This window comes from Bradyrhizobium sp. SRS-191 (assembly GCF_024586915.1).
GTDB lineage: Bacteria > Pseudomonadota > Alphaproteobacteria > Rhizobiales > Xanthobacteraceae > Bradyrhizobium.
This window is the reverse complement of record NZ_JANBVS010000021.1, coordinates 18,512-38,002: the sequence shown is the minus strand read 5'-3', so window position 1 is coordinate 38,002 and position 19,491 is coordinate 18,512. Positions and strand designations below refer to the sequence as shown.

Here is a 19,491-nt window from a genome sequence, read left to right as displayed (position 1 = left end):
GGATGAACCTCCACGTTTCTGCCGATATCTGGCAACCGATCCGGCTGACCCTCGAACTCGCGGCGCTCACGACCGTCATCCTGATGCTCGTGGGCACGCCGATCGCGTGGTGGCTGGCGCGATCGCGGGCGTGGTGGAAGGAGGCGGTTGCAGCGCTGGTCGCGATCCCCCTGGTGCTGCCGCCGACCGTGCTCGGCTTCTATCTGCTGGTCGCGCTCGGCCCGAGCGGACCGGGCGGCGCACTGGCCTCGCTGTGGGGCGCGCGCACGTTGGCCTTCACCTTTCCGGGCCTCGTGATCGGCTCGGTGCTGTTCTCGATGCCGTTCGTGGTGCAGCCGATCCGCAATGCCTTCGAGGCGATGGGCGAGAAGCCGATGGAGGCGGCCGCCACCTTGCGTGCCTCGCCCTGGCGCGCGTTCTGGACCATCGCCGTGCCGCTGGCGAGCCCGGGCTTTCTCACCGGCGCGATCCTCGGCTTCGCTCACACGGTGGGCGAGTTCGGCGTCGTGCTGATGATCGGCGGCAGCATTCCCGGCAGGACCAAGGTGCTGTCGGTCGCGATCTACGACTATGTCGAGACGTCGCAATGGACCGAGGCCTCCGTGCTGGCGCTCGGCATGGTCGTGTTCTCGTTTGCCGTCATTCTCACGATGATGCTGATCGAGAAGAAGATGACGAAAAGTACCTCATGAGCACGGTCAAGGTCGACTTCCGCGGCACGCTCGGGCGCTTCGAGCTGAACGCACGCTTCGAGGTGCCGGCGCGCGGCGTGACCGCGATCTTCGGCCCCTCCGGCTGCGGCAAGACCGCGGTCATGCGCTGCATTGCCGGGCTCAACCGTCTGGACGGGATGTGCTCCGTCGCCGGCGATGTCTGGCAGGACGAGAAGACCTTCCGTCCCGTGCATCAGCGTCCGATCGGCTACGTGTTTCAGGAAGCCAATCTGTTTCCGCACCTCTCGGTTCGCCGCAACCTGATGTATGGCCATCCCGGCAAGGCCGGAGCCGGCGCAATCGGCTTCGACGAGATCGTAGGGCTCTTGGGCATCGCCAGGCTGCTGGAACGCTCGCCTCGGCATCTCTCCGGCGGCGAGCGGCAGCGCGTCGCCATCGGCCGCGCGCTGCTCAGCCAGCCCAAGCTCCTGCTGATGGACGAGCCGCTATCGGCGCTCGACCAGATGACCAAGGACGAGATCCTGCCCTATCTGGAGCGGCTGCACGCCGCGCTCGTGCTGCCGATCCTCTACATCAGCCACGACATCGCCGAGGTCGAGCGGCTCGCCGATCAGCTGGTGCTGATGCGCAATGGCGCCGTGCTGGCGTCGGGTCCGCTGTCAGAGCTGCAGTCCGATCTGTCGCTGCCGCTCGCGCTATCACGCGACGCCGCCGTGAGCCTCGACGCTACCGTGCTGAAGCAGGATGCGGCCGACGGCATGGCGACGCTCGAAGTCGGCGGCGGATACTTCCTGGTGCCGGCCGAGCCGCTTACGCTCGGGACCCGCCGCCGTCTGCGCGTGCTGGCCGACGACGTCAGCCTCGCCTTGGAAACGCCGAGCCGCAGCACCATCGTCAACGTGCTCAGGGCCAGAATCCTCGAGATCCGCAGCCAGTCGGATCACCGCGTCACCGCCCTGCTCGGCCTCGGCGAGGATGGCCAGGGCGCGCGGCTGCTGTCCCGCGTCACCCAGCGCTCGTGGAACGAGCTTGGGCTTCAGCAGGGGCTCCCCGTCTATGCCCAGGTCAAGGGCGTCGCGCTGGTCCGCCGCGAAGAGCCGCTCGCCTGAGATCGAAGGTCCCCGCCCGCCTCCTGCAATACGCCGTGTTGTATACGCGACAATATAGCGTCTCATGTTATATCCTGAACAATACAGCTGATACCCGAAGCCGTCCCGATGGTTCCGGGATTCGTGAAGGCTTCGAACGACTTGTCTCGCGCCCGGCCTGCTGGCCCGACGCTTGCTAATTCGATCTCGCAACACGAGGTCATCAGCATGAAAGCCGCCGCCGTCACCTGGCATCCGAACGCGCCCAAGCCGCTGGCGCTGGTGCTGGGCACCAACGAGATTGCCTCCGCAGTTGCGGCAAAGCTCAGTGACGCCCGCTTCGCGATCGTGCTCTGTCACGACGCGTTCCCTCCGGTGATCCGCCGGGGCATGGCGTTCCATGACGTGCTGTTCGGCGAGGCGCGCAAGGTCGGCGGCGTGGTCGGGGGCCGGGCCGAGAGCATCGCGGACGTCGTCCGGCTTCATCGCGAGCCGAACCTCGTCGTTGTCACCGGGATGCATCTCACCGACATCATCGCCTTCCGCTATCCCTCCGTCATCGTCGATGCCCGCATGCAGAAGCATCTGGCCACGCCGGATCTGCGCGGCGTCGCAGGCATTGCCGTCGGCATCGGCCCGCGCTTCGCGGTCGGGCACAATTGCGACGTCGCGATCGAGACGCACCCGTGCGAGACCGGTGCGATCGTCGCGCAGGGCACCACGCGCAACGCGGACGGCAAGGCGCGCGATCTCGGCGGCGCCGGACGCGAGCGCTTCGTCTACTCGGACCAGGACGCCGTCTGGCACACGCCGCTCGACATCGGCACACGCGTATACAAGGGGATGCAGCTCGGCTCGCTCGGCGGCAGGCCGGTGCTGGCGCCGCTCGACGGCGCGCTGCGTGGCATCGCGCGTGACGGGATGCGGGTGCCGGCCGACGTCAAGCTGCTCGAGATCGATCCGCGCGGACGCCACGCCGCCTGGACCGGCATGGACGAACGCGGGCAATCGATCGCTGCGAGCGTCGTGTCGGCCGTTCACCAGATCATGCAAACCGGTCGGAAGGCGGGCCGCGTCTCCGCCAAAGTGTGAGGAGGACTGCCATGGGTGTCGCTGAGATCGGGTCGTGCCAGATCGTGGCGCTGCAAGGCGCCGCGTCCAGCGTGATCCAGGAGATGCTCGCCGATTTCGCCATGCGCCTCGCCGACGCGGGATTGCGCGTGTCCGGCGTGATCGAGAGCAGCGCGGACAATGCCAAGCCGTGCAAGGCCATGATGCTGCGCAGCCTCGATGACAACAGGCTGTTCTCGATCTCGCAGGATCTCGGTCCGGGGTCGCTGGCCTGCAACCTCGATCCCGAAGGCCTGGTGCTCGCCTGCGCCGCCGTGCAGCAGTCGATCGCGCGCGGCACCGACGTGGTGATCCTCAGCAAGTTCGGCAAACAGGAAGCGGCGGGCGGCGGCCTTGCTGATGCGTTCGGATCAGCGATCTCAGCAGGGCTTCCGGTGATCACTGCGGTGTCACCGGCCATGATGAGCGAGTGGCAAAATTATACCGGCAGCTTGGCTGAATGCGTTGCAGCGGACGTCGCTCGGCACGCCGACTGGTTGACGGACTGGTCTCGTCGCGTCATGACATCGCGAGCTTGCGCATGACATGATCAGGGTCATGTGACGATTGATCGGATGGACATGAAGCGCGCCGCGCAGATCGAACTGACCATCAACTTCGGCAATGGCGGCAGCCTGTCGCCGGAGGATCTGCAGTTGATCGAGTTCATCCGCAGGGAGCGTTCGATCCTCGGCGCCGCGCGCGCGAGCGGTATCTCCTATCGCAAGTGCTGGCTGATGGTCGATGCGCTCAACCGCACCTTCGAGACGCCGGTGTTCGAGACCCATCCGGGTCGACGTGGCGGCGGCGCAGAGATCACGCCGTTCGGCGAGCGGCTGATCGCGCTGTATCAATCGATGCAACGACGCACGCGCACCGCCACCGCGGCGGCGCTGGGCGAGCTGCAGAAGGCTACCGATCCCCGCTATCAGAAGCGGGCCAGCGGCGCGGCCGAGGCAGCTCCGAAGGCCGAACCGCGCCGGGCCCGATCGCGACGCTCTTGATCATGGCCCAGGCGGAGAGGTCCGGCTCCAGCGCCAGCCGCTCGACCGACTCCAAGGTCACCAGCGCATGCAGCTTCGTCGCGCCGAGATCGAAGGTCACGCGGACGTAGGGCGGATCGAGCGGCAGGATCTCTTCGATCCGGCCCGGCAGCCGATTGGTGATCGACACGTCCATCGGCCGCGACAGCGCGATCGATACGTCGCGGGCCTCGATGGTAACCGACACTCCGGCATCGACATCCGCATCGACCATCGGCACCCTCAGCTCGCCATCGGCGAAGAACAAGGTCGACATGCCGTATTGCGGATCATGCCGCAGCACCCGCGCCGGAACGGTCGTGCTGAGCACGACGGAGGAGGCTGACGAGGATGGGGACTGTGCGCTCATCGACGTCAGCCTTCCGCGCTCAAGGCCGGTCGTGATCGTACAGCACGCGGACGCGGATGGTGCCTTCCACTGCCCGCAGCTCCGACAGCAGCTCCTCACCCTCGCCGCCGACCACGTCGGTTTCGAGCACGACGTAGCCGACCTCGGGATCGGTCTGCAGATACTGCGCGAGGATATTGATGTTGTGCCGCGCCACCGCCTCGTTGACCTGCCGCAGCACGCCGGGGACGTTGCGGTGGACGTGGATGAAGCGCGTGCCGGTCGGACGCGCCGGCAGTTGCACCTGCGGGAAGTTCACCGCGCCGAAGGTCGAGCCGACGTCGGAATAATCGATCAGCTTGCGCGCGACCTCACCGCCGATGCGGTCCTGCGCCTCCTCGGTGGAGCCGCCGACATGCGGGGTCAGGATCACATTGGGTAGGCCTTGCAGCGGCGACACGAACGGATCGGCGTTCGAGGCCGGCTCGACCGGGAACACGTCCACAGCCGCGCCCGAGAGTTTGCCATCGCGCAGCGCGCTGGCCAACGCGTCGATGTCGACGACCGTGCCGCGCGAATTGTTGATCAGGTAAGCGCCGTCCTTCATGTGACGGATCTGGCGCTCGCCAATCATGTTCGCGGTCGCCGGCGTCTCCGGCACGTGCAGCGAGACGACGTCGCTATTGGCCAGCAGCTCGTCGAGGCTCTCGACCGGCTCGGTGTTGCCATGACGCAGCTTGTCGGTGAGATCGAAGAAGATCACGCGCATGCCCATGGCTTCGGCGAGGTTCGACAGCTGCGAGCCGATATTGCCGTAGCCGATGATGCCGAGCGTCTTGCCGCGTACCTCGCGGCTGCCATTGGCGGACTTGTCCCAGCCGCCGGCATGCGCCGACACCGAGCGCGGGAAGATCCGCCGCATCAGCATCACGACCTCGGCGATGGTCAGTTCGGCGACGCTGCGCGTGTTCGAATAGGGCGCGTTGAACACGGGAATGCCGAGCCGCTTGGCGGCATCGAGATCGACCTGGTTGGTGCCGACCGAGAAGCAGCCCACCGCCATGAGGCGGTCGGCCGCCTGCAATACGTCGGCGGTCAGATTGGTCCGCGAGCGAATGCCGAGCATGTGCACGCCCGACAGCATCCGTTTCAATTCCGCCGAGCCGAGCGCCTTGGGCAGCCGTTCGACCTCAGTATAGCCGCTGGCCTCGAACATGCGGACGGCCGAGTCGTTCACGCCCTCCAGGAGCAGAACGCGGATCTTTTGCTTGGGCAACGATAGCGGCATGGCGTGGCCTGACTCAGTCGGGGTGTGGCGTAGTGTAGCGGTTGTTACAGTCGCGATGCGTTGAAACTTGGTGAATGCGCAGCGGCAGAAGCGCTTTCTGTCGCTTTCTCAGGGTCTTGTCCACTCCGCAGCGGCGTTTTGAGCGGCAATGCAAGATCAACGCCTGGCATACCGGATTCACTCCGCCTCTTGCGGCGCAACAACCGCAGATCGTTGTTTTGTGTGCTGACAAACCAGACGAGCAAGGCTAGCCTTCCCGGCAATCATAAAATCATCGGGAGGTCAGCATGTCAGACGGTCTGGTCGAGGCACGCGCACAGGAATCGACTCACGGCGAAACCCAGACGGTGGACGTTGCCGTCGTCGGCGCCGGGTTTGCGGGATTGTACCTGCTGCATCGGCTGCGCAAGGCGGGGTTCTCGACCGTGGCGCTCGATACCGCCCATGATGTCGGCGGCACATGGTACTGGAACCGCTATCCGGGCGCGCGCTGCGACATCCAGACCGTCGACTACGGCTACACCTTCGATCCCGAGCTCGAGACCGCCTGGCAATGGTCGGAGAGATACGCAACCCAGCCGGAGATCCTGCGCTATCTCGGCTTCGTGGCCGATCGCTATGACCTGCGCCGCGACATCCGTTTCGGCACCCGCGTGCTCGGCGCCGCCTGGGATGAAGGCAAGGAGCGCTGGCTGCTGACGACCGACAACGGCCCCGCCGTGTCCTGCCGCCACTACATCATGGCCACCGGCTGCCTGTCGCAGCCGAAGCCGCCGGAAATCGACGGCGTGCACGACTTCAAGGGCGAGATCTACTTCACCAGCCGCTGGCCGCATGACGGCGTCGACCTCCGGGGCAAGCGTGTGGCCGTGATCGGCACCGGTTCGTCGGCCATCCAGTCGATCCCGATCGTTGCCGAGCAGGCGGCGCAGCTGACCGTCTTCCAACGGACCCCGAACTTCGCTCTCCCCGCGCATAACGGTCCGCTGCCGGCCGATCGCGCCGCGCAGCTCGCACAGGATCGCGCCGGCCTGCGCGAGCAGGCGCGCTGGTCGATGACGGGCGTGCCGATCCCGCCGGCCATCGAGTTCAGCTGGGCGCTGAGCGATGCCGAGCGCCGCGAGCGCTTCGAGAAGATGTGGGCCTCCGGCGATCTCGTCGGCATGCTGACGCAGCTGTGGGCCGACCAGGGCGTCGACGCCGACGGCAACGCGCTGCTCGCCGATCTCATCCGCGAAAAGATCCGCGAGATCGTCAAGGACCCCGAGACGGCCGAGGCGCTCACGCCTCACGATCATCCCTTCGGCGCCAAGCGTCCGTGCCTCGACACCAACTACTACGCGACGTTCAACCGTCCGAACGTGACGCTGGTGAACCTGCGCAAGGAGCCGATCGCGTCCATCACCACCGGCGCGATCAAGACCGACAAGCGCAGCTTCGACGTCGACGTCATCGTGTTCGCGACCGGCTTCGACGCCATGACCGGCGCGATCCGCGCGGTGCATCCGATCAAGGGCCGCGGCGGCAAGTCGCTCGACGACAGCTGGGCGAATGGCCCCGAGACCTATCTCGGTCTCACCGTCGCCGGCTTCCCCAACCTGTTCCTGATCACCGGACCCGGTAGCCCCTCGGTGCTGTCGAACATGGCGGTGTCGATCGAGCAGCATGTCGACTTCGTGGTCGATCGGCTCGCCGCGATGCGCGACGCCGGCTTTACGACGATCGAGCCGACCGAGACGGCGCAGGACGGCTGGATGCGACACATGGCGGATTGCTCGACAGTCACGCTGCACCGGCTCGCCAACACCTGGTACACGGGCGCCAACGTGCCGGGCAAGCCGCAGACCTTGATGCCCTATACCGGCGGCGTCGGGCCCTATCGCGGCATCTGCAACGAGATCGTCAGCCGCGGCATGCTCGGCTTCAAACTCACGGGTCCGGACGGCGCGACGCAATGCAATGACGGCGAGATCGTGAAGCTGCAGCCGGATGTCCGGTTGGTGCTGAACATGCTCACCGAGATGAACCTGCCGCCGATCGAATCGATGGGCGCGCAGGGCGCACGCGACTTCATCGCCGAATTCAACAAGGCCAGGCCGCCGGGACGCCCCGTCGGCGAGGTCAAGGACGGGACGTTGCAGGGCGCCGAAGGCCCCCTCGCCTACCGCCTCTACCGGCCGGCAACCCCGGGACCGCATCCGATCGTGGTCTACTTCCACGGCGGCGGCTGGGTGCTCGGCGACGAGCAGTCGGACGATCCGTTCTGCCGCGACATGTGCCGCCGCTCCAACATGATCTTCGTCAGCGTGAACTACCGCCACGCGCCCGAGCATCGCTTCCCGGCGGCCGCCGAGGACGGCTATGCCGCGGCCAAATGGGTTGCCGAGCACGCGGCAGAGCTCGGCGGTCGCGAGGGCCCTGTACTGGTCGCGGGCTGGAGCGCCGGGGGCAACATCGCCGCCGTCACCTGTCAGCTGGCGCGCGACCGCGGCGGCCCCGCGATCGGCGGTCAGTTGCTGGTGTGCCCGGTGACCGATTGCAGCTTCGATCGCCCGTCCTACGTGGACAACGCGGCCGGCTACTTCCTGACGCGCGGCTTGATGTACTGGTTCTGGGACATCTACTGCTCGCCGGCCGACCGCACCGATCCCCGCGTGTCGCCGCTGCGCGGACAATTGAAGGGATTGCCGCCGGCCTACATCGTCACCTGCGAGTTCGATCCGCTGCGTGACGAGGGTATCGCCTATGCCGAGGCGCTCTCTGCCGCCGGCGTTCCGGTCGGCCAGCTCAAGGCGCGCGGCCATTTCCACTCATCGCTCACGATGGTGGACGTGGTCATCACCGGCGTCGGCGGCCGCATCCAGATGGCCGAGGCGCTGCAAGCGTTCACGCAGTCCGCGGAAGACAGCAGTTCGCCGGAGATCAACGCCGCGGCGAGCTAGCGCGCGCCGGAAGCCGTCTTGCGAAAGGCTGCCGGGCGCTCGGCGAGTTTCGCCGCCGCCTGCGCCAGGACCATCGTGCCGCCGGTCATCTCGGCCGGCAGCCGGCGGACCATAGCGAGCAAGGCACGCGCCGCGCGCAGCGGGTCCGTGCCGATCCGGTGCAGCCGCTCCAGCGTCGCCGCGCAGCGCCGCTTGACGCCGGGCGACGTCGCACGTGCGGCGAGCTCGCCGAGCTGCTCGATCGCCTGTCCGACATGCAGCAACGCCAGGGCATCCTCGGCGAGGCGCGGCGTCGGATAGGAGGCGCGTTCCCCCCAATACACGGCGAGCAGGACGCGATGGTGCAGCAGCGCGCGCCATTGCTTGCGGCGGTCCGACTGCAGGGCACTCGCCGCGAGGTGCTCGAGATCGTCGATCATCGCATATCTCACGGCCTCGTAGCGCCGGCGGCTGTCGACGGGATAGATCAGGCTGAAGGCGAGCAGTCCGACCACCGGTCCTGCGACCACGGCCAGACTGGCCATCAGCGAATGCCCGAACGTCATGGTCTGCGGCCCGCTCGGCTGCAGCATCAGCAACATCACCATGCTGACGTCGAACGCCATGCGCTGGGTCAGGCGATGCGCCGACAACGGCGCACAGAGCAGGATGAAGGGGACCATCGCCAGAACAGCTCCGAGCGATCCGCCGACATGGGGCCAGACCAGCCAGCGGCAGATCAGCGCGAGACCCGCCCCCAGCACCTGTCCAGCCAGAACGTGAGGCAGGATCGCGGCCGGCTTCTCGAAGGTCGAGAACACCGACAGCATGATCGCCGCGCCGAGCATCATGAAGCCGCCCATCTCCCAGCCGGTCACGAGCCAGACCAGACCGGTGGCGAGCATCGCGACGAAGGCGCGCAACATCGCGCGGCGCGCCAGCATCCAATCGCGATGAAGAAGCAGATCGGTGGCCGGGCCGTCGTCGAGATCATCCAGGCTTGTTGTCGACACGACCAGATCGTTCAGCACCGAGGTCAGCGCGCCCTGTGGAGTCGCGGCGACCACCGCCTCGCACAAGTGCCGCAGCGCAGGCGCAGAAACTCCGGTGTCGGACAGCTTCGTATCCGCCGATAGACCGACCAGCGATGCGTCGATGGCGCGACTGTCGTCCGAGCGCAGCCAGAGCACGGCCGACACCTGCGCCGCCAGGACAGCGCGGACCTTGCGAACCAATCGCCGTCGGTTGCGCGAGCCGGCGCCATGCAGGTCGAGCAGGCCCTCGAGCGCGGAGATGTCCGTGAGAATCGAACGCTGCCCGTTCTCCGAGACCGGCGCACCGTTCAGCCGCGCGACGATATCGGCAACCAGCCGCGCGTTCAGAAGACGGACCTTCTCCAGGACCGACACGTCGTCGCCGGGCGCGGCGAACAGCCAGCCCACGAGCAGCGCGGCCAGAATGCCGACGGCGACGGTGAGCACACGATCGGCGCCCAGGGCCAGCACATGCTCGGGATGAGCCGCGTCGAGCAGCGCCACCATGGCCGCCGAATAGCCCGAGAGAAGCGCGGCATAGGACGCGTAGCCGCGGACGAGATTGCCGGCGAAGGCGCATAGGCCGATCCAGAGCGAGATGCCGATCACGAGGACTGTCGGATCGCCGCGCGAGATGCGCATCAACGCCAGGCCGAACACGACACCGATGATGGTGCCGGCGAGCCGGGCCTCGCTCTTTTCCAGAAGATGTCCGCGCAGCGGCTGCGATGCCGCCCACACCGTCATGCCCGCCCATTGCGGGTGCTCCAATCCGGCCAGCCAGGCCAGCAGGAGCGCGAGACAGGCGGCGGTCGCTGTCCGAAAGCCGAAGGCCAGCTTGGCTCCATCGAAGCCGAGCCTCGAGGCGGTTGGCGCGTTCATTCGTCATCGTCTCCTTCGCCGAGCCGCAGCTCGATCCTGGCGAACATGTCGAGCGTCGCCTGCAGGCGCGTGTCGTCGATGTCCCGGAGCATCTCGCTCTCGGCCTCCTGCAGGACGAGATACACTGAGGTCAGCAGCCGCCTGCCCTTTGCGGTGAGAAACACCAGCCGCGAGCGGCGGTCGTTCGGGGAGACCCGCCGCTCGATCAGGCCGCGCTCGCCTAGGATGTCCAGGAGACGCACCAGGCTCGAACCGTCGATGCCGCAGCGCGCCGCCAGCTCATTCTGGGTGATGCCGTCGCCGAACCGGTCGAGATGCACCAGCGGCGGCCAGGCCGCATCCGACAGACCGAGCGCGCCCATCCGCTCGTCGAGCGCCCGCCGCCAGCGGCGGGCGAGCCCAACGAGCGCGAAGCCAAAACGAAGACGGGCGGTGGACGGAGGCGAGGCCATGCGCGCAATCACTTGGACCAAAATGATTTGAATTCAATCTATTTTCGGATCGGCATGCGCCGAGCTGCTCCGCGTCCGGCGCATGGGCACGAGGCCGCGCGATCGCCGGGTAACCTCGATCCTGTTGTATCACACAGCAAGGGAACGCTTCTGGCCCAGTCCACCGCGACCGTTGGCCTCTCGACCGCGGCTGATTTTTCGCCCGGCGGAGCGCTGCACGTGTCCGCGCGGTGGGATGACGGCAGTTCGCGGAAGATCAGCGCGGGGGCGAACTGGCCAGCGGCCTATTCGCCCGCAAATTCGCCTCCGATCGCCCCACCCTCCTGCGCGCGGTGGTGATGCGGAGCTTGCGCCTGATCCACCACGCGCTCACCGAGATCGTGAGCCATGCTTCCATAGCCATAACAAAGGCGATCGCGACGCCGGATTGGACGAGCAGAGAGAACACGGCAGCAAAGGCCAACAGGCCGATGCTGCCGATCGCCGCGCCCGCGCTGTCCAACGCCGCCGCTTCGCGCCCGCGCCGGTCACCGGCCAGCCCTTCATGGCGCTTGCGCCTGATCTCATGCGTCTCGATCAAGGTCACGCTGGCGCAGAAAATCGCGGGCAGCGCAAGGAAGAGCCCACCGACCGCAGCCCCAAAGCGCTTGGCGATCAGTCCCGTCACGACGGTCGCGGCCCCGCCAAGCACGAATCGAACCACGTATTCGTGCCACCTGCCGTCCTTCAGCGATGACGGAGACAACCGGATCAGCATCACGCGCCTCCGGAGACAATCGCTTGCAGCCCGAACGCGGCGACCAGCCACACCACCGTTGCGAGCAGGCTCGCCGTGAGCGCGCGCAGATGAAATCGCATCAGAAGCTGACACACCGCGACGCTGTAGAGGCAGAGCGCAACCGCGCCGAACATCATCGAACGGCCCTGCACGGCGGCATAGGCGGCGCCATGCGTCACCACCGCAACGCCCAGCGTCGCCAAGGCCACCGACGGCGCCGCGCCAAACAGGCCGGCAAAACTCTTCGGACGCAGCACGTCGCCGATCACGGCGAAAGCCGAGACGATGACGCCGCCGATCAGAAAGCGAATGAGATATTCGGTCATGTGGGACTGGCTCTGTCCTGTCCATAGCCGGTCCACAGGCGCAGCCCGCGTTCGACCAGAGCCCCCATCAGGAAGCCCGCGGCGACATCGCTGGCCCAATGCGCCAGGATGAGGATGCGGGTGGCGCAGAGGCCGACTGCGATGCTCCTGAGTCCCATCCGCACGGGAGTCGGCAGCGTGCCGGCTCCTGAGTACAGCGCTCCCATATGCAGCGCGTGCCCTGACGGGAAGGCGTCCTCCGCGTGGCCCGACAGCTGCACGCCGTTGAGATGACCTTGCACTGTTCTCGATCTCGCCGCGTCTGGTTGAACACCGATTTCATCACATGCGGCAGTGCCGAAACGGTGACGCTCACGAGGAGCGCGTGGTTCGCGGCGCGTTGAACAGAGCGGGTTTGTCCGCGGCTGACGATCCATCCGACCGCGCTCAGCGCCAGCCAGACCTTTTCATCCGCGCCCCAGGACAGACCACGTCCGAGCGTCTGAATGAACGGCATGATCGCGTGGGCCGCAAGATCCGCGATCGTCCTGTCGATCGCGGTCGGCTTCACGCGGATCGCGGCGCGAAGACCGGGCCGTTTCGATTGCGTCCGCGGAGTGAAGCTTCTTCCGATCGCGCTGCGCATTGCCGTGGCGTTGAGAGAACAAACACAAGTTCCTTTCCAACGCCGACGGCCGACACCAGTTTCATAAATGCGTCACGGAACCGTCATGTACGAGCGATAGGCCATCAACCTTTGGCAACAGCCGCGTCATAGGCGTGAACAGAGGCCCGCGCCGTTTCCCGCACATCGCTCGCCGTCATCCCCGGTTTGTAGAGGCTCGAGCCGAGACCGAACGCGGTGACGCCGGCCGCAACGTAGGACGCGAGATTTTTGTCGGACACTCCCCCGACGGCTCCGACGACGACGCCCTTTGGCAACACAGCCAGTTGCGCTGCGATTCCCGAAGGGCCGAGCACCGCTGCGGGAAAATACTTCAACGCCGACGCGCCGGAGCGCAGGGCAAGGAACGCCTCGGACGGCGTGAACACGCCGGGCATGGTCACCATGTCGTAGGCCTGCGCCGTTGCCAGCACTTCAGCATCGACATTCGGGCTGACCATCAACCGCCCGCCGGCCTCCGCGACGCGCACGCAATCCGGGGCATTCACCACTGTCCCCGCGCCGATCAGGCAATTCGTCCCGAACCGCTTCGCCAGCCGTTCGATCGAGACGAACGGATCGGGCGAGTTGAGCGGCACCTCGACTACCTCGAAGCCGGCCTCGATCAGGGCGTCGACGATCGCCTCGGCTTCGTCGGGCTTGATGCCGCGCAGGATCGCCACGAGCGACCGCTTGACGGTCGGCCAGGGAATGGACTGTGTCATGAGAAACGCGCTCCCCAGATCTGCCGGGCTGCTTTCACAAGGCCGCCGCGTGACGCCTGTTCGGCGTCGCATTCGTTTACAGTGAATCCACTTGCGATCAACGCATCGCGATAGAGATGGCCGAGCCGGCCTGCTCCGATGAGCCGAAGCGGATAGTCTGCGCCGAACCGCGCGCGAGCGTCGGCGATCTCAGTGCCGATCAACAGCCCGGACAATCGCGCGGCGCCATCGGCGCGTTGCTCGAAACCGAGCAGTTGCGCCGCACGCAGGCGAAACAGCGTGCTGCTCAGAGCGGTCGGGGCTGCCTGCGCCGTCGCGAGGCCGGCGTGGAATGCCACGCCGTCCGCGGCATCTTCCCCATCCGGCATGACCGCGTGCATCAGAATGCTGTGCTGGGAGAGCACGGCGAACAGTTCGCCCGTCATGTAGGTCGCGAATTCGATTACGGCGCCCGCCTCGATCCGGATCCATTTGCTGTGGGTGCCGGGAATGCACACGAGGCCTGAAAATTCCGGCTCGGTGACGCCCAGCAACTGGGTCTCTTCGCCGCGCATCACATCGGGGCGGTCGGCGCGGGCCTGAGCGAGCCCGGGCAAAATGCGGACATCGCCATCGGTGTCCACACGGATCGCACCGGCGTGAAGCGCATCGAGTCGTGTCGGCGTGTGCAGATACGGCGCCTCGACCCAGCCCTGCCGCGCGCCAGCCATGCCGCAGATCAGCACGGGCAGGTCGGCTGCGGCGCCGAGCTTCTCGAGATGATCATGCAGCACGGGGCCGAAGCCCGCGGTCGCGCAGTGCAGCATGCCTTCGCTGCCGCGCGTCTCGGCGAGTTGCACTCCATCCGAGGCCATCAGCCAAGCGCGGAAGCTGGAGGTTCCCCAGTCGACCGCGACAAAGGCCGGCGTATCTGACGAATGGGCGGCGGTCACATCCTGCTCCCGAAACACTTCAACGTCCTGGCAATGGCATGCTCGGCGGCCCGCGAAAACAACAATCTGCATCATGCACGTTTATGCACGTTGTCATTCTTGTTTTTGCATGTTAGACGGCCATCATGTCAGACCTTCCCCTGGCGCGCCGCGATCAGATCGCCGGCCGTCTCTCTGCCGGACAAGCGGTGGTCGCGGCCGCGCTCGCGACCGAGTTCGGCGTTTCCGAGGATGCAATCCGGCGCGATCTCCGCGCGCTGGCCGCCGAGGGACGCTGCCGCCGGGTGTATGGCGGCGCATTGCCTCTTGCCGGCGGGATGACGCCGATCGCGGCGCGGATCGGACAAGACCGGGACCGCAAGCTGGCGCTCGCCCGGACGGCCGCACGCAGCATCACGCGTGGCGAATTTCTCTTCCTCGACAGCGGCAGCACCAATCTCGCGCTCGCCGAAGTCCTGCCCGAGGATTTCGATCTCACCGTCGCGACCAATGCCATCGACATTGCCGCGGCCGTGCTGCACCGGCAGGACCTGCAATTGATCGTGATCGGCGGCTCCGTTCACCCGGCGGTCGGCGGCTGTGTCGATGCCGACGCCCTCATGCAGGTGCAGCGCTTGAACATCGACCGCTGCTTCATCGGCGCCTGCGCCGTGTCGGCGCAAGGCGGCATCAGCGCAGTTGATCCGACGGATGCCGCCTTCAAGCGCACTCTGCTCTCGCTAAGCCGGGTGAGCGTCGCGATGGTCACCAATGAGAAGCTCGACACCCGAGCGCCTCACCGGATTGCCGGCGTCAAGACGATCAGCCAGTTCACCGTCGAGCATGATGCGCCGGCGGCCCGGCTCACCCTGCTCAGACGGGCGGGGGCCACCATCATCACGGCCGCGCCACCCGGCTGAGGGCGCCTTCGATATATCCAGGAAACCGCCCATGAGTTCGGATCACAGCGCGGCGCGCCTCGCGACCCGCCTGGCCTTCTTCGTCGCCGGCTTCGGCATCGCCTGTTGGGCGCCGCTGGTGCCCTTCGCCAAGCAGCGGCTCGGAGTGGATGATGCCACGCTCGGGCTGCTGCTGCTTTCGCTCGGCGTCGGCTCGGTCGCATCCATGCTGGCAGCGGGCCTGCTGAGCGCGCGGTTTGGCAGCAAGCCCGTAATCGTCGTCAGCGGCGTCGCGCTCAGCCTTCTGCTGCCGCCGCTGACGATTGCCGCGACGCCCCTCACCCTGGCGCTCGCCCTGTTCGCTTTCGGCGGCGCGCTTGGCTCACTCGACGTCGCCGTGAACATCCAGGCGATCGAAGTCGAGCGGCTGAGCGAACGGCCACTGATGTCCGGCTTTCACGCGCAATTCAGCATCGGCGGCTTTGCCGGCTCGGGCGTGATGACCGTGCTGCTCGCGTTCGGGGTTGCACCACTGTTCGGCACCCTCGCCTGCTGCGCGCTCGCCTTGGCCGCGATGCTCGTCGCAGCACCGCGGCTGGTGGCGAACAAGCCGGCGCAGTCGGGTCCGCTGCTGGTATTGCCTCATGGCGCCGTGCTGCTGCTGGCCGCCCTCGCGGCGATCATGTTCCTGGTCGAAGGCGCCATGCTCGACTGGAGCGCGCTCCTGCTGAGCGGCTCGGGTCGTCTGCCGGCCGCACAGGCCGGGCTCGGCTACATCATGTTCTCGATCGCGATGACTGCCGGTCGCCTGATCGGAGACAGCATCGTCGCGCGGGTCGGCGACCGCGCCACCCTGCTATGGGGCAGTGCCATCGCCATAGCCGGCTTCGTGGTCTTGCTGGCCGTTCCCTCGATCGTTGCTGCGATGGCAGGCTTCGCGCTGATCGGCGCGGGCGCATCGAATCTCGTTCCAGTCCTTTTCCGAAGAGCCGGCGCCCAGACTGCGATGCCCGTGGGCCTCGCAGTCGCCGCGGTCACCACGGCCGGTTATTCCGGCGTGCTGCTGGGGCCGGCGGGGATCGGCTTCGTCGCCGGAGCCACCAGCCTGCCGACGGCGTTCTGGATCCTCGCCGGGCTGCTCGTGGTCGTGCTCGCGAGCGCGCCCTTTGTCGCAAGAGGACCGCGATAGGAACGAGCCGCGCAACACCGCTTTGACCCGGCATCAAATGCTTGGGCCAAGGAGCAGATTCATGCGCGCACTCAACATCATCACGCTCATTCTCGTCATCGTCGGAGGTTTGAACTGGGGCCTTGTCGGCCTGTTCGACTTCGACCTCGTCACGGCCGTTTTCGGCAATGGCGCCGCGGAGACCGCAACGTCCTCGCCCATCGCCCGGATCGTGTACGTGCTCGTCGCGCTCTCGGCGATCTATCAGATCGGCATGCTAGCGCGGCTCTCCTCCGCCCGAAACGACGTCGTCTACCGCTGATCCGAAGCCGTCATGCGGACGCCGAACCACCCTGCAGCTGGCGCGCACGCGATTCCTCAAAGCGCGCGCCAGTCTGGGGCTTGACGAACAGCGCAGCGATCACCGGATGACGAGCGCGAAGCTCGTTCTCGATCGCGACGACCGCGCGCTCGATATCGTCGGCCCGCAGAGCGTCGGAAAATTCGATGCTGAGCGCCACCACGACCTGCTGTGGGGATAGCTGCACGGTCAGCAGACCATTGGCGGCGCGTACGCCGTTCGACTTCCGCGCGATCTCCAGAACCGAATGCGCCAGTTCGGGATCCGCAGGCTCGCCGATCAGCAGGCTCTTGCTCTCTCGCGCCAGCACCATCGATGTCACCGCAAGCAGCAGCCCGATCAGGATCGAGCCGATGCCGTCCCACGCCGGCTCATCGAATGCGACAGCCGCTGCTGTCGCCGCTGCAGCGATCATGATGCCGATCAGCGCGGCGCTGTCCTCGAACACGACCATGAAAGCCGGCGGATCCTTGCTGCGCTTGAACGCCTCGACATAGGAGAGACCCGGAGCAGCAGCGCGGAAGCGCCGCACAGCCACCCACCACGAGCCGGCCTCGAACACGAACGACAGGCCGAGCACGATGAAGTTCACCGTGGGGTCTTCGATCGGCAGCGGATTCAAAACGTGCGAAACGCCTTCATACAGCGAGACGCCGGCGCCAAGTGCAAACAGCAGCGGCGCGACGATGAAGCTCCAGAAATAGAGCTCGCGGCCGTACCCCAGGGGATGCCGATGATCCGGCGGCCGGCTCGCCCGGTGAAAGCCGTACAGCAGCAGCAATTCATTCGAGGTATCGACCACCGAGTGGACCGCCTCGCTCATCATCGCCGAACTGCCGGTCCAGACCGCCGCTGCGATCTTGGTGCAGGCGACCAGCAGATTGCCGGCCAGAGCCGCGTAGACGGCAACTTTGGAATCCGAATTCGCCGCCATGACACCCTGCTGCAGGTCTTCCGTGCGCCGGGCAACGCCGGCTGCCGATCCCGGTTCCCTTGCATCACTTACCGGGAGCGGTCAGGATCACGACCGGTGACAACGGAGCACAGGTCATGACGGTGAACGGCACGGAGCCGGTGAGCGACAGCCATCTTGTCGATGCCGGCGAACGTGATGCGCACTTCCTGCGCCGCAGCTTTGCCGTCGCCCGCCGCTCGCTGGCGCACGGCAATCATCCATTTGGGGCCATTCTGGTCGACGCCGACGGCCGCGTGCTGGTCGAGGCCGAGAACGGCTACATGCCGGAGCGCGATGCGACGGCGCATGCGGAGCGGCTGGTCGCCACGCAAGCTTGTAGGTCGATCGCACCCCACATCCGAGCGACCGCGACGTTGTATACGTCCGCCGAGCCCTGCGCGATGTGCGCCGGCGCGATCTACTGGGCGGGCATCGGCCGCGTGGTCTATGGCTTGAGCGAACGGCGGCTGCGCGACTTCACCGGCAACCATCCTGACAACCCGACGCTCGACCTGCCCTGCCGCGAGGTGTTCGCAAGCGGGCAACGGGCGACCGAAATTGTTGGCCCCATGCTCGAGGACGACGCCGCCGCGCTGCATGTCGGGGTCTGGGACAAATGATGCATTAAAAAAGCGCCGCAGCCGAAGCTGCGGCGCCGTATCTGCTCGATCCGCCGATCAGAACTTGACGGTCACGCCCGAGTACAGGGAGGACTCGGTGCACGCGCCGGTGCTGACGCGGGTGCCGCCGGCGCCAGCGACGGAGCAGCCGGCCGCGTTGTTGTGGTCGTTGCCGAACTTGTTCTGCCAGTAGCGATAGGCCACCCAGACGTCGATCATGTGGCTCTGCTTCTCACCCCACAGGGCCTTGGACGCGTCGAAGGTCAGACGGATCGGCTCCGAGTTGAACTCGACCTTGGTCGGATAGACGCCGTTCGCGACGCTCGCCGGCAGCGGCTCGGCGTCCGAGCCCTTCTTGCCGTACCAGCCGGCGCGGCCCGAGATCGAGAAGAACTGCATGTTCTCCGGCAGGAAGCCGAGGTCCATGTAGTAGTTGGTCTCGACCGCCCAGGTCGGCTTGAACGAGGTGTTGCCGTCGGCGATGCAGGGGTTCGACCAGCCCGCGCCACACTGCGAGAACGAGTTGTGGTTGGCGAACTCCCAGTACATCAAGGGAGCGACGTTGAAATAGCCCTTGTAGGGAAGATTGAACGCGAACTGCAGACCGGCGACGACGTCACGCTTGGCCGCCCCGAAATAGCGGTTCTCGGTATTGGCATCCATGCCCACCTCGAACGAGATGTTCTGCAGCGGGCCCATCGTAAAGGCTTTGGTGTTGAAGATCTGGTTCCAGCCGAAGGTCGAGCGGAACAGTCCATAGATCTCGGTCGCTCCGGCGCAGCTCGCCGGCGTGAACGCGAAGCCAGCGGCAGGCGACACGATGCCGCCCGTCTGCGTGCACGGACCGGCCGGGTCGTTGTGATCCGACTTGAACAGAGAGATGGTGAAGAAGTTGGTGCCGTAGCCCCACACGTCGAAGTGGCTGAACGAATAGACCTGCTTGGCCGTGTTGGCGTTGAAGCCGGCGTTGGCATTGCCGGTCCAGGCGCCCGGCTGGCGGGCGTTGAAGATGTAGGAGAAGCTGACGCGGTTGTCGACGACGAGGAAGAACGGCAGCTCCGGCGCAGCCTTTTTCGCGATCGCCTTGGCCGGCAGATCGGCAGCGCTGGCCAGACCGGCCGACGCGAGAACAGCCGCGCCGAACGTCAAGGCAGCAGCAATGGTTTGACGAAACGACATTTAGTACACCCCCAGTTAACGAGCGCCGATTCCCGACTTGCATGCACAATTGCGCCGTTGCCTGCATGCGAGAAGCCTCAACTTTCTCCAGGTCTTGCCCGCGGTT

Annotated in this window: 22 protein-coding genes; 11 read left to right on the top strand and 11 right to left on the bottom strand. The window is 66.4% G+C overall.

Going from position 1 to position 19,491, the window contains the following annotated elements:
- The first annotated feature begins 2 nt into the window (after positions 1-2).
- From modB to NLR35_RS28615, 5 genes are all read left to right on the top strand, one after another.
- Positions 3-692 (top strand): molybdate ABC transporter permease subunit, encoded by a 690-nt coding sequence (gene modB, locus NLR35_RS28635; RefSeq protein WP_257169892.1) that lies wholly within the window; start codon positions 3-5, stop codon positions 690-692.
- Positions 689-1,783 carry a molybdenum ABC transporter ATP-binding protein gene (gene modC / locus NLR35_RS28630; protein WP_257169891.1) on the top strand — a complete coding sequence of 365 codons (1,095 nt, stop codon included), beginning with the start codon at positions 689-691 and terminating at the stop codon, positions 1,781-1,783. The genes modB and modC overlap by 4 nt, the downstream gene beginning before the upstream one ends.
- A 207-nt stretch (positions 1,784-1,990) precedes the next feature.
- Entirely contained in the window at positions 1,991-2,854 is an 864-nt protein-coding gene (locus NLR35_RS28625) for a xanthine dehydrogenase (protein ID WP_257169890.1), read from the top strand.
- Between the two features lie 11 nt (positions 2,855-2,865).
- Complete coding sequence (locus NLR35_RS28620) at positions 2,866-3,417, top strand: DUF2478 domain-containing protein (RefSeq protein WP_257169889.1); 552 nt, start codon at positions 2,866-2,868, stop codon at positions 3,415-3,417.
- Positions 3,418-3,453: 36 nt separating this feature from the next.
- On the top strand, positions 3,454-3,876 hold the full coding sequence (locus tag NLR35_RS28615) for a winged helix-turn-helix domain-containing protein (RefSeq protein WP_257169973.1): 423 nt from the start codon (positions 3,454-3,456) through the stop codon (positions 3,874-3,876).
- Here the strand turns inward: NLR35_RS28615 and NLR35_RS28610 are convergent.
- Together NLR35_RS28610 and serA are read right to left on the bottom strand one after the other, a co-directional pair.
- Positions 3,785-4,264: a TOBE domain-containing protein gene (locus NLR35_RS28610; RefSeq protein WP_257169888.1), complete on the bottom strand. Its 480-nt coding sequence runs from the start codon at positions 4,262-4,264 to the stop codon at positions 3,785-3,787. The two genes, NLR35_RS28615 and NLR35_RS28610, sit on opposite strands and share 92 nt — an antisense overlap.
- 19 nt (positions 4,265-4,283) lie before the next feature.
- Entirely contained in the window at positions 4,284-5,531 is a 1,248-nt protein-coding gene (serA, locus tag NLR35_RS28605; protein WP_257169887.1) for a phosphoglycerate dehydrogenase, read from the bottom strand.
- Positions 5,532-5,818: 287 nt separating this feature from the next.
- Here serA and NLR35_RS28600 point away from each other — a divergent pair, with 287 nt between their 5' ends.
- Positions 5,819-8,473, top strand: a complete 2,655-nt coding sequence (locus tag NLR35_RS28600; protein ID WP_257169886.1) for an alpha/beta hydrolase fold domain-containing protein — start codon at positions 5,819-5,821, stop codon at positions 8,471-8,473.
- Here the strand turns inward: NLR35_RS28600 and NLR35_RS28595 are convergent.
- From NLR35_RS28595 to NLR35_RS34270, 5 genes are all read right to left on the bottom strand, one after another.
- Positions 8,470-10,368 carry an FUSC family protein gene (locus tag NLR35_RS28595; RefSeq protein WP_257169885.1) on the bottom strand — a complete coding sequence of 633 codons (1,899 nt, stop codon included), beginning with the start codon at positions 10,366-10,368 and terminating at the stop codon, positions 8,470-8,472. The genes NLR35_RS28600 and NLR35_RS28595 overlap by 4 nt on opposite strands.
- Positions 10,365-10,820 (bottom strand): MarR family winged helix-turn-helix transcriptional regulator, encoded by a 456-nt coding sequence (locus NLR35_RS28590; RefSeq protein WP_257169884.1) that lies wholly within the window; start codon positions 10,818-10,820, stop codon positions 10,365-10,367. Before NLR35_RS28590 ends, NLR35_RS28595 begins: the two co-directional genes overlap by 4 nt.
- A gap of 256 nt (positions 10,821-11,076) precedes the next feature.
- On the bottom strand, positions 11,077-11,577 hold the full coding sequence (locus NLR35_RS28585) for a DUF3147 family protein (protein ID WP_257169883.1): 501 nt from the start codon (positions 11,575-11,577) through the stop codon (positions 11,077-11,079).
- Positions 11,577-11,924, bottom strand: a complete 348-nt coding sequence (locus tag NLR35_RS28580; RefSeq protein WP_257169882.1) for a DUF3147 family protein — start codon at positions 11,922-11,924, stop codon at positions 11,577-11,579. Before NLR35_RS28580 ends, NLR35_RS28585 begins: the two co-directional genes overlap by 1 nt.
- On the bottom strand, positions 11,921-12,205 hold the full coding sequence (locus NLR35_RS34270; protein WP_308774782.1) for a phosphatase PAP2 family protein: 285 nt from the start codon (positions 12,203-12,205) through the stop codon (positions 11,921-11,923). Before NLR35_RS34270 ends, NLR35_RS28580 begins: the two co-directional genes overlap by 4 nt.
- A gap of 204 nt (positions 12,206-12,409) precedes the next feature.
- On the opposite strand from NLR35_RS34270, the gene NLR35_RS28570 reads away from it, so the two are divergent.
- Positions 12,410-12,616 (top strand): hypothetical protein, encoded by a 207-nt coding sequence (locus NLR35_RS28570; protein WP_257169980.1) that lies wholly within the window; start codon positions 12,410-12,412, stop codon positions 12,614-12,616.
- Between the two features lie 37 nt (positions 12,617-12,653).
- Here NLR35_RS28570 and NLR35_RS28565 read toward each other — a convergent pair whose 3' ends face one another.
- Both NLR35_RS28565 and NLR35_RS28560 read right to left on the bottom strand, forming a co-directional pair.
- A complete protein-coding gene (locus tag NLR35_RS28565) occupies positions 12,654-13,292 on the bottom strand; it encodes a 2-dehydro-3-deoxy-6-phosphogalactonate aldolase (RefSeq protein WP_257169881.1) in 639 nt (212 codons plus the stop codon).
- Positions 13,289-14,224 (bottom strand): 2-dehydro-3-deoxygalactonokinase, encoded by a 936-nt coding sequence (locus NLR35_RS28560; protein ID WP_257169972.1) that lies wholly within the window; start codon positions 14,222-14,224, stop codon positions 13,289-13,291. Before NLR35_RS28560 ends, NLR35_RS28565 begins: the two co-directional genes overlap by 4 nt.
- A gap of 125 nt (positions 14,225-14,349) precedes the next feature.
- Between NLR35_RS28560 and NLR35_RS28555 the strand changes: the two genes are divergently transcribed.
- The 3 genes from NLR35_RS28555 to NLR35_RS28545 all read left to right on the top strand — a co-directional run bounded on the left by NLR35_RS28555 (position 14,350) and on the right by NLR35_RS28545 (position 16,592).
- A complete protein-coding gene (locus NLR35_RS28555; RefSeq protein ID WP_257169880.1) occupies positions 14,350-15,123 on the top strand; it encodes a DeoR/GlpR family DNA-binding transcription regulator in 774 nt (257 codons plus the stop codon).
- Positions 15,124-15,154: 31 nt separating this feature from the next.
- Entirely contained in the window at positions 15,155-16,291 is a 1,137-nt protein-coding gene (locus tag NLR35_RS28550) for an MFS transporter (RefSeq protein WP_257169879.1), read from the top strand.
- A gap of 61 nt (positions 16,292-16,352) precedes the next feature.
- Complete coding sequence (locus NLR35_RS28545; protein WP_257169878.1) at positions 16,353-16,592, top strand: DUF378 domain-containing protein; 240 nt, start codon at positions 16,353-16,355, stop codon at positions 16,590-16,592.
- A 10-nt stretch (positions 16,593-16,602) separates the two neighbouring features.
- Here NLR35_RS28545 and NLR35_RS28540 read toward each other — a convergent pair whose 3' ends face one another.
- Positions 16,603-17,565 carry a cation diffusion facilitator family transporter gene (locus NLR35_RS28540; protein WP_257169877.1) on the bottom strand — a complete coding sequence of 321 codons (963 nt, stop codon included), beginning with the start codon at positions 17,563-17,565 and terminating at the stop codon, positions 16,603-16,605.
- 116 nt (positions 17,566-17,681) lie between these two features.
- Between NLR35_RS28540 and NLR35_RS28535 the strand changes: the two genes are divergently transcribed.
- Positions 17,682-18,206: a nucleoside deaminase gene (locus tag NLR35_RS28535; protein WP_257169876.1), complete on the top strand. Its 525-nt coding sequence runs from the start codon at positions 17,682-17,684 to the stop codon at positions 18,204-18,206.
- Positions 18,207-18,263: 57 nt separating this feature from the next.
- Here NLR35_RS28535 and NLR35_RS28530 read toward each other — a convergent pair whose 3' ends face one another.
- Positions 18,264-19,385, bottom strand: coding sequence for a hypothetical protein (locus NLR35_RS28530; protein ID WP_257169875.1), 1,122 nt, complete (start codon positions 19,383-19,385; stop codon positions 18,264-18,266).
- Between the last annotated feature and the right edge of the window lie 106 nt (positions 19,386-19,491).

Coding starts and splice junctions, on each gene's coding strand:
- NLR35_RS28610 (WP_257169888.1), bottom strand. CDS start 4,264: ATGAGCGCACAGTCCCCATCCTCGTCAGCCTCCTCCGTCGTGCTCAGC.
- modB (WP_257169892.1), top strand. CDS start 3: ATGAACCTCCACGTTTCTGCCGATATCTGGCAACCGATCCGGCTGACC.
- NLR35_RS28565 (WP_257169881.1), bottom strand. CDS start 13,292: ATGACACAGTCCATTCCCTGGCCGACCGTCAAGCGGTCGCTCGTGGCG.
- NLR35_RS28540 (WP_257169877.1), bottom strand. CDS start 17,565: ATGGCGGCGAATTCGGATTCCAAAGTTGCCGTCTACGCGGCTCTGGCC.
- serA (WP_257169887.1), bottom strand. CDS start 5,531: ATGCCGCTATCGTTGCCCAAGCAAAAGATCCGCGTTCTGCTCCTGGAG.
- NLR35_RS28595 (WP_257169885.1), bottom strand. CDS start 10,368: ATGAACGCGCCAACCGCCTCGAGGCTCGGCTTCGATGGAGCCAAGCTG.
- NLR35_RS28570 (WP_257169980.1), top strand. CDS start 12,410: ATGAACGGCATGATCGCGTGGGCCGCAAGATCCGCGATCGTCCTGTCG.
- NLR35_RS28625 (WP_257169890.1), top strand. CDS start 1,991: ATGAAAGCCGCCGCCGTCACCTGGCATCCGAACGCGCCCAAGCCGCTG.
- NLR35_RS28620 (WP_257169889.1), top strand. CDS start 2,866: ATGGGTGTCGCTGAGATCGGGTCGTGCCAGATCGTGGCGCTGCAAGGC.
- NLR35_RS28590 (WP_257169884.1), bottom strand. CDS start 10,820: ATGGCCTCGCCTCCGTCCACCGCCCGTCTTCGTTTTGGCTTCGCGCTC.
- NLR35_RS28535 (WP_257169876.1), top strand. CDS start 17,682: ATGACGGTGAACGGCACGGAGCCGGTGAGCGACAGCCATCTTGTCGAT.
- NLR35_RS28585 (WP_257169883.1), bottom strand. CDS start 11,577: ATGCTGATCCGGTTGTCTCCGTCATCGCTGAAGGACGGCAGGTGGCAC.
- modC (WP_257169891.1), top strand. CDS start 689: ATGAGCACGGTCAAGGTCGACTTCCGCGGCACGCTCGGGCGCTTCGAG.
- NLR35_RS28615 (WP_257169973.1), top strand. CDS start 3,454: ATGAAGCGCGCCGCGCAGATCGAACTGACCATCAACTTCGGCAATGGC.
- NLR35_RS28580 (WP_257169882.1), bottom strand. CDS start 11,924: ATGACCGAATATCTCATTCGCTTTCTGATCGGCGGCGTCATCGTCTCG.
- NLR35_RS28530 (WP_257169875.1), bottom strand. CDS start 19,385: ATGTCGTTTCGTCAAACCATTGCTGCTGCCTTGACGTTCGGCGCGGCT.
- NLR35_RS28600 (WP_257169886.1), top strand. CDS start 5,819: ATGTCAGACGGTCTGGTCGAGGCACGCGCACAGGAATCGACTCACGGC.
- NLR35_RS28555 (WP_257169880.1), top strand. CDS start 14,350: ATGTCAGACCTTCCCCTGGCGCGCCGCGATCAGATCGCCGGCCGTCTC.
- NLR35_RS28550 (WP_257169879.1), top strand. CDS start 15,155: ATGAGTTCGGATCACAGCGCGGCGCGCCTCGCGACCCGCCTGGCCTTC.
- NLR35_RS28545 (WP_257169878.1), top strand. CDS start 16,353: ATGCGCGCACTCAACATCATCACGCTCATTCTCGTCATCGTCGGAGGT.